This is a genomic window from Vibrio sp. Vb0349, assembly GCF_033338975.1.
In genome coordinates, this window is record NZ_JAWOTS010000002.1 from 287608 (window position 1) to 303800 (window position 16193).

General features: G+C 45.1%; 13 protein-coding genes. 9 read left to right on the forward strand and 4 right to left on the reverse strand.

Features of this window, described 5'->3' with window-relative positions; translation table 11 throughout:
* Positions 1-100 precede the first annotated feature (100 nt).
* From R7Q47_RS04585 to R7Q47_RS04615, 7 genes are all read left to right on the forward strand, one after another.
* Positions 101-1357: an NAD(P)/FAD-dependent oxidoreductase gene (locus R7Q47_RS04585; RefSeq protein WP_239932029.1), complete on the forward strand. Its 1257-nt coding sequence runs from the start codon at positions 101-103 to the stop codon at positions 1355-1357.
* Between the two features lie 125 nt (positions 1358-1482).
* Complete coding sequence (locus tag R7Q47_RS04590; protein ID WP_318088662.1) at positions 1483-2556, forward strand: polyamine ABC transporter substrate-binding protein; 1074 nt, start codon at positions 1483-1485, stop codon at positions 2554-2556.
* Between the two features lie 87 nt (positions 2557-2643).
* Entirely contained in the window at positions 2644-3618 is a 975-nt protein-coding gene (locus R7Q47_RS04595) for an ornithine cyclodeaminase family protein (protein WP_239932057.1), read from the forward strand.
* 56 nt (positions 3619-3674) lie between these two features.
* On the forward strand, positions 3675-4589 hold the full coding sequence (locus tag R7Q47_RS04600; protein WP_005389756.1) for a dihydrodipicolinate synthase family protein: 915 nt from the start codon (positions 3675-3677) through the stop codon (positions 4587-4589).
* A gap of 73 nt (positions 4590-4662) precedes the next feature.
* Positions 4663-5784, forward strand: coding sequence for an ABC transporter ATP-binding protein (locus R7Q47_RS04605; protein ID WP_048626301.1), 1122 nt, complete (start codon positions 4663-4665; stop codon positions 5782-5784).
* Positions 5781-7061: an ABC transporter permease gene (locus R7Q47_RS04610; RefSeq protein WP_203346417.1), complete on the forward strand. Its 1281-nt coding sequence runs from the start codon at positions 5781-5783 to the stop codon at positions 7059-7061. Before R7Q47_RS04605 ends, R7Q47_RS04610 begins: the two co-directional genes overlap by 4 nt.
* Positions 7062-7063: 2 nt before the next feature.
* The gene (locus tag R7Q47_RS04615; protein WP_005393492.1) at positions 7064-7912 is read left to right on the forward strand and encodes an ABC transporter permease; all 849 of its coding nucleotides are present in this window, start codon (positions 7064-7066) and stop codon (positions 7910-7912) included.
* A 120-nt stretch (positions 7913-8032) separates the two neighbouring features.
* Here the strand turns inward: R7Q47_RS04615 and R7Q47_RS04620 are convergent, their stop codons facing one another.
* Positions 8033-8467 (reverse strand): hypothetical protein, encoded by a 435-nt coding sequence (locus R7Q47_RS04620; RefSeq protein WP_203346416.1) that lies wholly within the window; start codon positions 8465-8467, stop codon positions 8033-8035.
* A gap of 445 nt (positions 8468-8912) precedes the next feature.
* Between R7Q47_RS04620 and R7Q47_RS04625 the strand changes: the two genes are divergently transcribed.
* Together R7Q47_RS04625 and R7Q47_RS04630 are read left to right on the forward strand one after the other, a co-directional pair.
* Positions 8913-9446, forward strand: coding sequence for a DNA repair protein (locus tag R7Q47_RS04625; protein WP_203346415.1), 534 nt, complete (start codon positions 8913-8915; stop codon positions 9444-9446).
* Positions 9447-9796: 350 nt separating this feature from the next.
* A complete protein-coding gene (locus R7Q47_RS04630) occupies positions 9797-12241 on the forward strand; it encodes a collagenase (RefSeq protein WP_262656930.1) in 2445 nt (814 codons plus the stop codon).
* Between the two features lie 160 nt (positions 12242-12401).
* Here the strand turns inward: R7Q47_RS04630 and R7Q47_RS04635 are convergent, their stop codons facing one another.
* Genes R7Q47_RS04635 through R7Q47_RS04645 form a run of 3 tightly spaced genes read right to left on the reverse strand, consistent with a single transcriptional unit; the run spans position 12402 to position 16183 of the window.
* Positions 12402-14198, reverse strand: a complete 1797-nt coding sequence (locus tag R7Q47_RS04635) for an aminopeptidase P family protein (protein ID WP_318088663.1) — start codon at positions 14196-14198, stop codon at positions 12402-12404.
* A complete protein-coding gene (locus tag R7Q47_RS04640) occupies positions 14198-15190 on the reverse strand; it encodes an oligopeptide/dipeptide ABC transporter ATP-binding protein (protein WP_318088664.1) in 993 nt (330 codons plus the stop codon). Before R7Q47_RS04640 ends, R7Q47_RS04635 begins: the two co-directional genes overlap by 1 nt.
* A gap of 9 nt (positions 15191-15199) precedes the next feature.
* On the reverse strand, positions 15200-16183 hold the full coding sequence (locus tag R7Q47_RS04645) for an ABC transporter ATP-binding protein (protein WP_053303146.1): 984 nt from the start codon (positions 16181-16183) through the stop codon (positions 15200-15202).
* Positions 16184-16193 lie beyond the last annotated feature (10 nt).

Here is a 16193-nt window from a genome sequence, read left to right on the forward strand (position 1 = left end):
CTTGCTGAAAAAATGGTTGAATTAAATAATGGTAATGTTAACGTAATGTAAAATATATTGTATACAATCTACGTTTTCAAGTGTGACTCGGAGCATATTTATGTTGGTCAAGGATGAAACCAAAAAGGAAAGGATCGCCGTGATAGGTGCGGGGATTATCGGCTTATCAATTGGATTGAAGTTGCAGCAGCAAGGTTATCAAGTCACGATTTTTGATCCCAATGGCGTGGGGAATGGATGCTCTAAGGGAAATGCAGGCCATATCGCGACTGAGCAAATCTTCCCTCTTGCAACGCCAGCGCTGCTTTCACAATTACCTAAAATGCTGCTAGATCCCAAAAGTCCGGTTTCGATCCGTTGGCAAGATATTCCAAGCACTATCGGGTGGATGATTCGTTTTCTATTACAAACAAAGCCATCAGCCGCGGAGCAGGCAAAAAACGCGATTAAAACTCTTAACGAGCGGTCAGTGGCGAGTTGGCGTGGCGTGCTTGATTCAATCGGAAAAGCGCATCTAATAAAAATGAATGGTTCATTGCTCACTTTTGAAAACGAGAAACTGTTTAAAGACTACCAAAGTACGCTTAACTCACTGGCTAAAAACGGTGTGGCGTATCAAGTTTGGACACAAGAGGCGATTCGAGAGCGGATACCTGATCTCAGCCATAAGGTTCGTGTCGGCGTCTTTTTTCCCGATACAGGTCATACGCTAGACCCTTATCAGCTCTGTGTTGAGCTAAGTGAAGCTTTTGAAGTTCTTGGCGGTAAGGTTTTACAAAACGGTGTATCTGCGTTGGCGAAAAATGGCGAGGTGCTGGTTGAGTCTCAAACGTATTCATTTGACCGAATCATTGTTGCCGCTGGTGTACATTCTAAGCCTTTGATACGGCAACTAACCGGAGTCAAAGTGCCTATTCAAGCCGAGCGTGGTTATCACCTAATGGTGGATGACAAGCGTGATGTATTGCCATTTCCTATTAGCTCTGCCGATAGAAAGTTCATCATGACTCCGATGTCTGGCGGGCTACGCTTGGCAGGCACTGTTGAGTATGCCGATGTAGAGTCACCACCTAATATGAAACGTTCAGCAATGCTTTTTCAGTTAGGTGATGAGATGTTTGAATCGGAGTTAAATCCACTCAAGCAAGGAGAAAAGTGGATGGGTAATCGGCCTTCAACAGTCGACTCGTTACCGGTTATTGATAGCATTTGGGATGGAAATGTATTACTGGCATTTGGCCACCAACACCTTGGATTAACTCAAGCGGCGATTACGGCAGATCTCCTTTTAGAGCTTATCGAAGGAAAGCCGACATCGATTGATCTTTCACCTTTTTCATTACAACGATTCGCCTGAAAAAATTTAATATTAAATATTGTATAAAATATATTAAATGCTAATGTTAACTTAATTTTAACAAAAACTGGTGTCCAACAGCCGTACTCGGATGCCTCCAGAAAAACAACCAAAAGGAGTAATACATGTCACGAATGACCAAAGCACCATTGGCACTGTTGATTTCAGGAATGCTGTTGGGGACTTCTGCTTATGCTGAAGACAAATTGACGGTCGTATCTTGGGGTGGTGCATTCACCAAGAGCCAAGTGGAGGCATATCACAAGCCTTTCATTAAAAAAACAGGTGTTGAGATCGTATGCGAGGATTTCAGTGGCGGATTAGCCGAAATTAAAGCGCAGGTGGAAGCGAACAACGTGCGCTGGGATTTGGTGTCTCTCGACAAGCCGGACATTGTTCGTGGTTGTGCCGAAGGGTTATTAGAACCAGTGAACCCAAGTATTTTGCCTCCGGGCGCAGATGGAACACCAGCACAAGAGGATTTTATTGATGGTGCGATTCACGAATGCGCAATCAATACCATCGTAGTGTCCACTGTATTAGCGGTGAACGAAGACGCGTTTAAAGGTAAGGCTTTGCCTAGCAAGTTGAACGATCTCTTTGACCTAAAAACTTTTCCAGGTCGACGTGCATTGCAAAAACAGCCTCAGGGTAATCTTGAGTGGGCACTATTGGCTGATGGTGTAAAGCCAGAAGAGGTCTACAGCCTGCTCGAAACCGAAGCGGGGCGTGAGCGTGCTTTTGCTAAGTTGGATACGATCAAATCAGAAGTGCTGTGGTGGACAACAGGTGCCCAGCCACCTCAAATGCTTGCAGACAAAGAAGTGGTGATCGCCTCGGCGTTTAACGGCCGAATCCACAATGCCCGTAAAGATGAAGGTCAACCATTTCGGATTATATGGGACCGTCAAATGGGTTACATGAATGGATGGGCGATACCTAAAGGGAGTGAGAACACAAAGCTTGCATTGGACTTCATTGCTTTTTCTTCAGGAACAAAACCATTAGCTGATCAAGCTAAGTACGTTGCCTATGGGCCTACGCGTAAGTCGTCTTCGGCGGAGGTGAACCCAGACATTTTAGCGAACCTTCCTACCGCACCTCAAAACTTCCAAACCGCCTTCCTGATTAACGATGAATGGTGGTCAGACTACGCGGATGAACTAAATGAAGAGTTCAATACCTGGCTGCTTAACTAGGCGTTAATTTGTGTATGGGGTCGAGTTTTCATCCATAAGCGAGGTTCCGTACTTTTCCTCAACTGTATTTATGTTTTCGGAGAAATGATGAAAGTCATCGAAGCACAGCAAGTCGCGCAATGTTTAACAATGAAGTCTCTTATTGAAACGATGCGTGAAATGTACTCGCGGCCAGCAACAATACCTCAACGCCGAGTCATGCCCTTAGAAGAGGGAGAATACGAGGCGTTTGCGCTACTTCCAGCTTGGAACCAGGAGTTGATTGCGGTGAAAGCCTTTACGTATTTCCCGCATAACCCTGAGCACGGCAAAGATACGCTTGCATCTAAACTGCTTGTTTTTAGACGAAATGATGGTGAGCCGCTCGCACTCGTAGACGGTAAAGTTTTAACGTTTTGGCGCACCGCCGCAGCTTCTGCGTTGGCAGCGGACTACTTAGCGTGCCCCGATGCTGATCGTTTGTTGATCTGCGGAACGGGCAATCTTGCGCCTTATTTTGCTTGGGCATACGCTGCGGTTCGCCCGCTTAAGCAGGTTTACATTTGGGGGCGCAACTCAGACAAAGCCGAGGCGACGGTAGATGCCATTGTGTCATCTTCAGAGTATCAGTCGCTTCCTGATGAGCGTCGGTTTCGCGTTTCAGTCGTAGAAAATGTGGACCACATTATCAAACACGTTGATATCATCAGCTGTATTACCGCATCAGCAGAGCCTTTGTTTAATGGCGCAGACGTGCAGCCGGGCACCCATATTGATTTGGTCGGTAATCATGACTTGGATAAGCGTGAATGCGACTCCGAAGCAGTGCAACGAGCACAGGTGTATGTTGATAGCCGTATTAATGTATTAGCCGAAGCGGGCGATCTTCTCATTCCAATTCAAGAGGGCGTGTTCACGTCAGACGATATCAAAGGGGAATTACCGCAGCTTTGCGCCCAACAAATCTCAGGACGTCAAAACGATGAGGTCATTACTTTATACAAATCAGTTGGCAGTGCTTTGGCTGATTTGGCCGCTGTAAAGGCGGTGTTGTTAGAAAATGGCATAGATAGCCATGCCTGAGCATTTTTGCTCGTTCATTTAAATTGCATACAATATACATATAAGGAAAGTAGTTCATGAAAATTGATTGGAAAGGTGTTTATCCGGCGGTCAGTACGCAATTTCGTCAAGATCAGTCAATCGACTTAGACGCAACGCAAACTGTTATAGATAACCAAATTAAAGATGGTGTGAATGGCATTATCTGCTTGGGTACTGTCGGTGAGAACTGTGCGTTGTACCCGGAGGAGAAACGCCAGGTCTTGCAAGCGGCAAAAGAAGTCGTAAATGGCCGTGTGCCTTTGATTGCTGGTACAGCAGAGTCTATTACCACAGCAGCTGTTGATTACATGCAGGATGCGTACAAAATTGGTATCGATGGTTGTATGGTGATGCCTGCCATGGTTTACCGCACGTCTGAGAGCGAAACGTTCGAATATTACCGCACGCTAGCAAAAGCAACGCCAGAAATGCCAATCATGATTTATAACAACCCGGTTGCTTATGGTGTCGATGTAAACCTCGATATCATGGCGAAACTGGCTGAGTTTGAAAGTATTGTAGCTATCAAAGAGTCGACCACTGATACTCGTCGTATCACCGAGCTTTACAATAAATTTGATGACCGCTTTACCGTGTTCAGTGGTGTTGATGACATCGCTCTTGAATCATTGATGCTAGGTGCGACCGGCTGGATTTCTGGTTTAACCAACGCATTCCCAGAAGAGTCCGTTGCGATTTATAAACTGGCAAGCCAAGGTCGTTATGCTGAAGCGTTAGAGATCTACCGTTGGTTCTTACCCCTACTGCGTTTAGACACCATTCCTACGCTGGTTCAGTGCATAAAATTGGCCGAGCAAGTCTGCGGACGTGGCTCTGAACAAGTTCGTGCGCCACGCCAACTTTTACAAGGTGAAGAGCGTCAACAAGTCATTCAAATGGTTGAACATGCGTTAGAAACCCGCTTAGACCTATCCAAATACAATCTGTAATTGTGCTGTTTAGTAGAGCGTTAACTGACGCTCTACTCATTCGTAATATTCAAAAAATGAGAAGAGGGAAGTCATGAGCACGGAAAACAAGGACTATGTCAGCTTTCAACACGTTAAGAAAACCTACGATGGCACGAATTTGGTGGTGAAAGACTTCAACTTAGATATTGCTCCTGGAGAGTTTGTTACTATGTTAGGGCCGTCAGGATCGGGCAAGACCACTTGCTTGATGATGCTAGCAGGCTTTGAAACTGCGACCGGTGGAGACATTTATATTGATGGCGTTCCTGTCAATCATCTCGCGCCGCACAAGCGCGATATTGGTATGGTGTTTCAAAACTATGCGTTGTTTCCACATATGACCATTGCTGAGAATCTTGCGTTTCCTTTAAAGGTGCGAAAACTCGACAGTGACACGATTCAAAGCAAAGTTCAGAGTGTATTAGAAATGGTCGAGCTTGAGCATGTTGCGACTCGATACCCAAAGCAGTTATCAGGTGGTCAACAACAGCGTGTCGCGTTAGCGCGAGCATTAGTGTTTGAGCCTAAACTCGTGTTGATGGATGAACCACTAGGCGCATTAGATAAGCAGCTGCGCGAGCAAATGCAGATGGAAATTAAACATTTGCATGAAAAGCTTGGCATTACCATTTTGTATGTGACGCACGATCAAGACGAAGCTCTCACTATGTCCGACCGTATTGCGGTTTTTAATCACGGCGAAGTGCAACAACTCGCGACACCAACCGAGCTTTATGAATCTCCGAGTAATACGTTTGTTGCGCAGTTTATCGGAGAAAACAACCAACTCTCAGGTTTAGTCAAAGAGTGGAACGGAAAGTATTGCCAAGTGCTCGTTGGGAAAGAGTTATTTACTGCGAAACCTGTCAGAGTCTCTGAGCAAGGGCAGAGAACAACGCTTTCCATTCGACCAGAAAAGATTGTTATTCAACCAGAGAAAGCGTCTTGTGAGAACCAAGTCTCAGGCGTCCTACGAGAATTGATTTATCACGGTGATCATTATCGTTTGGTCGTCGAAGTAGAGAGCGTTGGTCACTTCATCGTTAAAGTACCTAACGATAATCGTAAACACTTGCAGTTAACGCCTGGCTCAATTTGTCGTATTGGTTGGCAAAGTGACGATTGCCATGCTCTTGATGGGACACAAACTCAAAGTAGCGAGGTAGCAGCATGAGTCGAGAGCTAACCGCATTAGATTCTGTATTGGAAATCGAACGCCAAGTTCATGAGCAAGAAACCAATTTGAAAGCGCAGTTGCAAAAGGCCGAGCGCCGAAAAAAGCTTCGCTCCATTATGCTCACAACGCCATTGGTGTGTTTTATTCTGCTTACGTTTGCTTTTCCTATCCTCGACATGCTTTATCGAAGCGTGGATAACCGAGAAATATCCCTGTCACTACCACAAACTATTCAAGCCTTAGAAAGTTGGGATTATCAAGGTCAGCCTCATCAAGAAGTCATTGAGGCATTCTCTGTTGAAGTACTTGCGCTTTATCAAAGCAAAGATCTACCGAAAATAGCCAACCGGATGAATATTGAAGAGTCTGGTATGCGCAGTTTACTCATGAAAACCGGCAGAAAGTTTTCTCGTTTGACGTCGCTGCCGAGCTCGGTGACACAGCTAGCTAAGCTGGATAAGCGTTGGGCTAATCCTAAATATTGGGCGGCGTTTAAGAATCTTAGTGGCGCATTAACATTCAGTCACTATCTTGCAGCGCTAGACTTGCAAGTGAATGAGTTTGGAGACATTGAACCCCAACCAGAAAAACGCCAAATATACGTCGACCTTTTCTTTAAAACTTTTTGGATGTCTATTTCAATCACCTTAATTTGTTTGGTGATGGCGTACCCCGTTGCTTACCTGCTTGCCAATTTACCTGATAAGCGCGCGAACTTACTTTTAATCATTGTGCTGCTGCCATTTTGGACATCATTATTAGTCAGAACCACGTCTTGGATTGTTCTGCTGCAAAACCAAGGGGTCATTAATGATCTCCTTATTTGGTCGGGTTTTACTTCTGAGCGAATTCAGATGATTCACAATACCTTCGGAACGGTGGTGTCTATGGTGCACATTCTGTTGCCTTTTATGATCCTGCCTCTGTATAGCGTAATGAAAGGAATTAGCCCAACTTATTTCCGTGCCGCTCGTTCTCTAGGCGCGACGCCTTTCATTGCGTTCATCAAAGTTTATATGCCGCTTACTTTACCGGGGATAGGTGCGGGGGCTTTGCTTACTTTCATTCTTTCTATTGGTTTCTACATTACGCCCGCTTTGGTTGGTGGAAGAAGCGGACAGATGATCTCCAATATGATTGCCTATCATATGCAGACATCACTGAACTGGGGGATGGCTGGCGCATTGGGTGGACTGCTTTTGTTCGTTGTACTGGTTCTGTTTTATATGTTCAACCGTGTGGTTGGCATTAACAACCTCAAGGTAGGGGGATAACCATGGCATTACCAAACTATGCATCAAAAGTAGAGCGAGTCGCTTACGCAGGTTACTTAGTTTTTTGTGGGTTGGTGCTGTTCTTTTTAATCGCTCCAATTCTGACCATCATCCCGTTATCGTTTAATGCAACGCCTTACTTTACTTTTACCGAGGGGATGCTAAACCTTGATTCGGCAGCGTATTCTACTCGCTGGTATCAAGAAATGTTTACTAGTGATCAGTGGCTGTTGGCGCTGAAAAACAGCACGTTCATTGCTTTTATGGCGACACTCGTTGCAACAGGGCTAGGAACTCTGGCGGCGTTGGGTTTAGCAAGTAGTAATTTGCCTTTTCGCAATACGATTATGGCGCTGTTGATCTCACCCATGATCGTACCAGTCATTATCTCTGCTGCTGCGATGTACTTTTTCTACACACGCCTTGGCTTATCACAAACTTATTTAGGCGTCATTTTGGCACACGCTGCGTTAGGTACGCCTTTTGTCGTCATTACCGTTACTGCGACGTTAAGCGGCTTTGACCATAGCTTGGTAAAAGCGGCGGCTAGCTTAGGAGCAAACCCTGTTTATACTTTCAGACACATTACCTTTCCTCTTATTCGTCCGGGGATGATTTCTGGCGGCTTGTTTGCTTTTGGCACTTCGTTCGACGAGGTTGTGGTGGCGTTATTCCTGACTGGGGCAGAACAAAAAACCGTTCCTAGGCAGATGTGGTCAGGAATTCGAGAGCAAATCAGTCCGACTATATTGGCGGTCGCTACGTTGCTGATTTTTATGTCGGTGTGTTTGCTCGTGACTTTAGAAGTTCTACGTAGGCGTAATGTACGCATTCGAGGCATTCAAGAATAACCAAACTTTTTCTTTGTTGCTCGCTACGCACTTTTGTTTAGGTGCTCCTCAATTTTTGACCAAATGCGCCTCATTGTAGGCGCTTGTCTTTTGTGTTTGTCGTCAGCGATGACTGACATGTCACTCCTGTAGATTAATGCCAGCCTGCTCGAAACGTGCCAAAGGCGACTTGTTTGATTGCTGATACCAACTAGCTGGCATGTTTGATTTAAGTCGCGCTTTTTCTTCCTTGCTAATCACAACATAATGCAAAAACGTATCAAGTGTGGTTCCCATCACGTCAAATGTCATTTCCCCATCTTTGCTGATGGCTTTCAATAACCCAACCACGGTTTCCTCAGGGACTAACGATTCAACCACCGCCTTTTTTCGCTCTTTTATTGATGTTGAAGCGCGCAGTTTTGCACGTGCCGTCTCCCAGCAAACTTTGTTGGTTTTACTGACAAGGTTGTGCTTGTAGCAGTAGTAACTGAATAAAAAGCGTGGCAGGTTTTGCCAGCGTTCGGCTTGGACTTCTAACCAAAGATGTTGTAGCTCAATATCAGCGTCGGTCATAAATATTATGGAAGATTATTAAAGTAGTGGCATTCTAACGTTTCATCAGCGATGCCGTCTATGATTCGGTTACTTCCCATCTTTATGTTGACACTTTGATTTTCAATGAAACAGTGACTTCTTATTACTGTAAATAGTGAGTGATTTGTCCAGTTTCTGACATTAGCGTTTGACTTGGGTAGTAGAGTGTGGGCGTTTTTTGTTTTGAAGCGTCAATATACATCATCACATACTCACGTCTTACTCTTTCTGAAATAAATACTTTTATCAAAGTAACTGTGTGATTTTCATTCAAATAGTATGTGTTTCATGGTGATGAAAATTCTGTTTATTGCGCTACAATCGAGTGTCGTTCGTAAAATGTAGCCTAATGACGAAAACCTTGCGTCTTCTATCTGGCTTTTTGTGTGCTACTTTTTAATAAGTATCTTTTGGGTGGGCTTTTATGTTTGGAGTTAAAAGAAATGCTGCTATCTCTGGCTTGTACCAAGCGAGTGAACTTAAAGCAAAGCTGTTCTCCAAGGATTTGGAAATCTTAAGACTTAGAGCTGAAACTGAGTTTAATAAAGTGCTTGATGAGCTACTAAGAATTAAAGATAACAATTCAAGGCTTCGTGAAAGTGGGCTTATTGATAAGCTTGAGCAAGAGAAGTCTAAATGGAACAGTGATCAGCTCAAAGACATCGAGCAACGTATAAGTAGTGTCGAGTTCTGTATTAAGGATTGTGCTTTATATGTCAGCAACATTGAGTCCCAATTCGCTGAGGATAGCGGTTTAGGATATGGTGAACTGAGCAGTCGTTCCCTTGAAGACGAGTTGGAAACACTATCTTTTAGTAAGATCCTTAACGCATCTGCACATGAGTACTTTTATAACTCTAAAGAGTATGAAATGTACCTTGAAAACACACCAAATACCGAATTTTTGCACGCGTTAAAAGAGCAAATTACCGCACTCTTCGACCACAAAGCAGCCTAGAACCTACAAAGTATTCGCCCATTGCCCGATTCCTTCTGAAGGGGCTTTGATTCGCGAATTTTTACCGACCCGCTTTGGAGTATACCTAGCCATTTAACGTGCTGGGTATACCCGTTTAACTACACGTTTCTTCTCTAGCTCATCTCTATTTTTTAACAAATACGAATTTTAGAAGCTCACTCCGTGTTCCTTCTAGTACCAAAAACTGATACCGCCACATCCAGTTGTTAACAAAATGTTTATTCTTGTCTTGCGAGTAGATTATATGGAGATGCTCTTGCAGTAATAAGGGCAGTGGCGATGCAAAAGACGTAATGCATCTAAGGAAAACTCAATATAGAAGAAATTAGATGGAACTGAAGATTTTGAGTGTCGCGATTGCGACAACATTAACCAGCACTGGCGTATTTGGGTTAAGCGAGCCAGTTTCTCAAGTTACAGAGCAACATGCACATTCGGCTCATACACACGGTGTTGAATCCAATCGAGTTGAATACCAACCAACCGCAACTCTCCCTATTCAGCCCTCCAAGGCAACTCGAGTACAGTCACTTGAAAGCCTTGATGAGTCGAGCACTGCTTGTGATTTGGAAGCATTGGTTACCGAAAGCAGTAACCAATTGATCAGCGAAATTTTAAGTCAGGGCGCGACGTGCGTGAACCAGTTATTCTCTGCTGAAAGTCGGGTTCAGGAGTCGGTATTTAGCTCCGATCATATGTACAACATCGCTAAGCACACTACGACCTTGGCGAAGGGTTATATGGGTGGCGGGAGCGATGAACTAGAAACGTTGTTCTTATACTTACGCGCGGGTTATTACGCCGAGTTTTACAATGACAACATCTCATTTATTGAATGGGTCACACCAGCGGTGAAAGAATCCGTGGATGCGTTTGTTAATAACGCAAACTTCTATGAGAACAGCGACCGTCACGGCAAAGTGCTTAGTGAAGTCATCATCACTATGGATAGTGCGGGCTTGCAGCATGCGTACTTACCGCAAGTGACCCAGTGGCTTACACGTTGGAATGATCAATACGCCCAGCACTGGTATATGCGCAATGCGGTTAATGGTGTTTTCACTATTTTGTTTGGTGGGCAGTGGAACGAGCAATTTGTGCAAGTAATTGGTAACCAAACAGACCTTGCCAAAGCTTTAGGCGATTTTGCTCTGAGGGCGTCATCAATCGGTGCTGAAGATGAGTTTATGGCCGCGAATGCGGGGCGAGAGCTCGGGCGTCTGACCAAGTATACGGGTAACGCGAGTTCTGTTGTGAAGAGTCAGCTGAGTCGAATCTTTGAACAGTATGAAATGTATGGTCGGGGTGACTCGGTTTGGCTTGCGGCGGCGGACACCGCCTCATATTACGCAGATTGTAGTGAGTTCGGAATTTGTAATTTCGAAACTGAGCTAAAAGGCTTGGTGCTATCGCAAACTTATACCTGTAGTCCGACAATTCGAATATTGTCCCAGAATATGACGCAAGAGCAACACGCGGCCGCATGTTCTAAAATGGGTTACGAAGAGGGTTACTTTCATCAGTCTTTAGAAACTGGTGAACAGCCAGTAAAAGATGACCACAATACTCAGCTCCAAGTCAATATCTTCGATTCAAGCACCGATTATGGTAAGTACGCAGGGCCAATTTTCGATATTAGTACTGACAATGGCGGTATGTACTTGGAGGGCGATCCTTCCCAGCCGGGGAATATTCCCAACTTTATTGCTTATGAAGCCTCTTATGCGAACGCGGATCACTTTGTCTGGAACTTAGAGCACGAATACGTGCATTACTTAGATGGTCGATTTGATCTCTATGGAGGGTTTAGTCATCCAACTGAAAAAATAGTGTGGTGGAGTGAAGGCATTGCAGAGTATGTCGCTCAAGAAAATGACAACCAAGCAGCACTTGAGACGATTCTAGACGGCTCGACATATACCTTAAGTGAGATTTTCGAGACTACTTATGATGGGTTTGATGTCGATCGAATTTATCGTTGGGGGTACTTAGCTGTACGTTTTATGTTTGAAAATCATAAAGATGACGTAAACCAAATGCTGGTGGAAACGCGCCAAGGGAATTGGAGCAATTACAAGGCCACGATCACCCAATGGGCGAATTTGTATCAAAGTGAGTTTGAGCAGTGGCAGCAAGCCCTTGTCTCAAATGGTGCACCTAATGCAGTCATAACCGCAAACAGTAAGGGGAAAGTCGGTGAAAGCATTACATTTAGCAGTGAAAACAGTACAGACCCAAACGGGAAGATCGTCAGCGTCTTATGGGACTTCGGTGATGGCTCGACAAGTACACAAACCAAGCCGACGCACCAATATGGGAGTGAAGGGGAGTATTCGGTCAGTCTAAGTGTGACAGACAGTGAAGGCTTGACGGCAACCGCCACTCATAGTGTTGTTATCTCAACGTTGGGCGGTAATGACACATTGCCACAAGACTGCGCGGTGCAAAGTAAAGTAAGCGGTGGGCGCCTAACAGCAGGAGAGCCCGTTTGCTTGGCAAATCAACAAACCATTTGGCTAAGCGTGCCAGCGGTGAATGAGAGCTCAAATCTGGCGATAACGACGGGGAATGGTACGGGCAACCTAAAGCTTGAATACAGTAACTCTGGTTGGCCGGATGGTGCTAATCGTCACGGGTGGTCAGATAATATTGGTAATGGAGAGTGTATTACGTTGTCAAATCAGAGTAACTACTGGGGCTACGTTAAAGTCTCTGGTGACTTTGAGAATGCCGCCATCGTCGTTGATTTTGATGCTCAGAAGTGTCGTCAGTAGGGCATTTTAACTGCATCATTTTAATTTAATTGATCGCCTCGCTAACATTGCGGGGCGTTTTTGTTTTTTACGCCGTTATCTCTATAAAAAAACCAGCCCGAAGGCTGGCAAACAAGGAGTTTGAGATGAAAATGAAAACGTTATAAAACTTGCTGATATCCTATTTCTCAATAAGTTGGGTTGTGCGTTGAAGCCAGTTTTTATCTTGCGCATCAAGAAAAGGGCTAAGCGCTTGATAGACTCGTGAATGGTAATGATTGAGCCAGTCTAGCTCTGCTTGATCTAGCATTGATAAGTCAAGGGCGTTGGTCGCAATTGGAGCAAGAGTGATGGTCTCAAAACCGTAAAACGTGCCGAACTCATTTTGTTCTACCTCTACAACTTTAAGAATGTTCTCTATTCTTACCCCGTACTCACCTTCGCGATAAACGCCTGGCTCATTAGTAATGACCATACCCGGTTTTAGTTCAACCTCGTGGTGGCTTTGCGAGAAATTTTGTGGGCCTTCGTGAACATTCAAGCAAATGCCCACGCCGTGTCCAGTGCCGCACTTGTAATCAATACCATGTTGCCATAAGACGCCACGCGCCATGATATCAAGATTGGCACCCGTAGAGCCTTTCATGAATCGAGTCTGAGTCAGTCGGATGACCGCTTTGAGCACCAAGGTATAATCTTTGCGCTGCTTAATGGTCGGTGACCCGAAGTGGAAAGTACGGGTGATGTCTGTTGTCCCGCCAAGGTATTGGCCACCAGAATCGACGAGAAAGAAGTTGCTTTCATTGACTGCCGCATTGCTTTCTTCATCGGCGGCATAATGCATTTTTGCCCCGTGAGCTGCGAAGCCTGCGATAGTGCGGAAACTGTCACTCACATAATGTCGGGTTTGACGGCGATAGTGGTTCAGTTGTGCCTCAGCAGACAATTCTGTAACGAATCCGCTTGGAACTTGCTCTTCTAGCCAGTTCATAAACCTTACGATTGCCACACCATCATCTGTTAATGCCTGCTCTAGGCAGGTTAGTTCGGTCTCATTTTTTATGGCCTTCATTGCCGTTACAGGGCAAGCCATTGGTTTTAGATTCACATTCCGTTCAATCGAACTCACCAATAAGCTGTCTGTGTGGGTAGGGCTAAAAGCGAGCGATAATCCCTCACATTGCTGATTCAAATACTGACTTACGTAGTTGTAATGGCGAATGTGTACACTCTGCTCGGTCAGCGCTCTTTCAACGTCTTGAGGCAGTTTGGCCTTATCAATAAACAGTGTCGCAAGTGATTGCTCTACGATTAGATAGGCTTCAGAAACTGGGCAGTAATTCGTATCACCACCTCGAATATTCATTGTCCACATGACATCATCTAGCGTTGACACTAATAAGCTATCTACTTGGTTCTCGGTTAACAAAGAACGGATTCTCGCTAACTTATTTTCTGTGTCAACGCCAGCAAAAGCGGTGGGGTGCTCGAATACGGGTGCACTTGGGCGAGGTGGTCTTTCAAGCCAAATCGGTGTGAGCAAATCTAGGTCGAGAATGATCTTAATGTTTTTCGCTTCAAAGGCTTGTTTGAGGCCTTGATAAAAAGCGTAACTGATGGCGCGCCCGTCAACCGCGACAATACTGTTTTCTGGGAGCGTGGTAGCCAGCCATTTGGTAATTGTCGGCGTTTCTGGTTGTTTGGCTTTAAACAGTTCAAGTCCTGTGCCGTGTAACTGTTCTTCAGCTTGAATATAGTAACGACCATCAGTCCACAGGCCACCACCTTGTTGGGTAATGACGACATCGCCTGCTGAGCCGGTAAAACCTGAAATCCAGCTTCGCGCTAACCAATGAACCGCTGAGTATTCACTGTTATGTGGGTCATTGTTGGTCACGATATATGCAGACACGTTGTGAAAGGACATTGCCTCACGCAATAACGTAAGGCGTTGGTTTACTGAGTTAGTATTGTTCATTAAATGGTTCCTAAAGTCATATTTGAGCAATAGATATGATGCTGCTCCGAGCCTGTTTTTATTGGGTTCTGTCGCCCGCATACTTCTGTTGCTTCTGGGCATCGAGTACGAAAAACGCAACCGCTCGGTGGATTAAGTGGAGAAGGAAGGTCGCCGGGCAATAGTTGTATTTCACGGTCACGTGCTAATTGCGGATTAGCTATCGGGACAGCAGATAACAGTGCTTTGGTGTAGGGGTGTTGTGCATCATCAAATACTTTATCGTAACGTCCTACTTCCATAGGTTTACCAAGATACATCACCATAACGCGGTCGCTGATATGGCGCACCACGCTTAAGTCATGCGCAATCATCACCAGTGTTAACCCCATTTCTTGTTTAAGATCATCTAGAAGATTGATGACCTGAGCTTGTATGGAGACGTCTAGCGCACTAACGGGTTCATCACACACGACCAAATCTGGATTGAGAATTAATGCTCTGGCAATGCCCACACGCTGGCATTGACCTCCGGAAAATTCATGTGGATAGCGGTTTCGCTGGCTCGCCAAGAGACCCACTTTATCCATCATAGCGATGACACGCTTTTCTACCTCTGCCCGTTTAAGTTGTGGCTCGTGGGTGAGCAGTGGTTCGGCGATGCATTCTGAGATGGTTAATCTCGGATTCAAACAAGCGGATGGGTCCTGAAACACCATCTGAAATTCTCTGCGTCGAGAGGAAAGCTCTTTTTTACTAAACCCGAGCATGTCTTGACCTTTCCAAGTCAACTCGCCATGTGTAGGTTCAATTAAGCGAAGTAAGGCGCGTGCAAGTGTTGATTTTCCGCAGCCTGATTCCCCCACAATGCCAAGTGTCTCACCTCGGTAAACATCTAAGTCGATACCATTGACCGCTTTCACGATTTTACGTCGACTTGGAATAAGATGACGTGAAACAGGAAAGTGGACGTTTAAATCACGAGCAGACATGAGGACTTCTTTTTTATTCATAACGCCTCCTTAAGCTTTTATTTGAATGGGAGTGATAACACTGGGTGCTTTAACGTGACAGGCAATGGACTGGCTCGTGTTTAATGGAGAAAACCGTGGGGTTTCGTATTGGCAACGCGTCTCTCGATGCTCGCACCGCTCTCTAAACGGACACCCTTTATGGTTAATCAACGCACTTGGTGGGTTACCTGGGATGGTTGGTAAACGCGGCATATCTTCAGTGATAGAAGGAATAGCCTTTAGCAGACCTTGAGTATAGGGGTGCGCAGGTTGAGCGAACAATGTCTCGGTATCGGATTGCTCCATTTTTTGACCACCATACATGACCAATACGCGATCACACATCTCGGCGACGACGCCCATATCGTGAGTGATCAGTAAAATAGCCGTATTGAACTCTTGTTGTAAGTCTCGTAATAGCGTCAAAATTTGAGCCTGAACGGTTACATCTAATGCGGTGGTTGGTTCGTCTGCAATTAACAACTCGGGCTTACACAACAACGCCATCGCTATCATGATTCGCTGACGCATTCCGCCAGATAATTCGTGAGGGTATTGATTCATCCGAGTTTCGGGAGAGGGAATACGCACCGCATCCAACATGTGAATCGATTCCATTTTTGCTTGTTTTCGGCTCATTCCTTTATGAATCATGAGAACTTCACAAAGCTGCTTGCCAATTTTCATGAATGGATTAAGTGACGTCATCGGATCTTGAAAGATCATTCCGATTTTCTCTGCACGGATGCGGTTGAGCTGCTTTTTCGACATCGCGAGTAAATCATCACCGTGGAACATTGCGCTTCCAGACACGGCGCCGTTATCCGCGGTTAACCCCATTAATGCGAAAACAGATTGGCTTTTTCCCGAACCTGATTCCCCAACAATCCCAAGAGTTTCGCCCGCTTTAATCGAGTAGGAGAGATTACTGACCGCTTGCACTTGCCCATCTGGTGTATCGAAGCGCACGTTCATGTTTTCAATAGATAGCATGGGTTTGTCC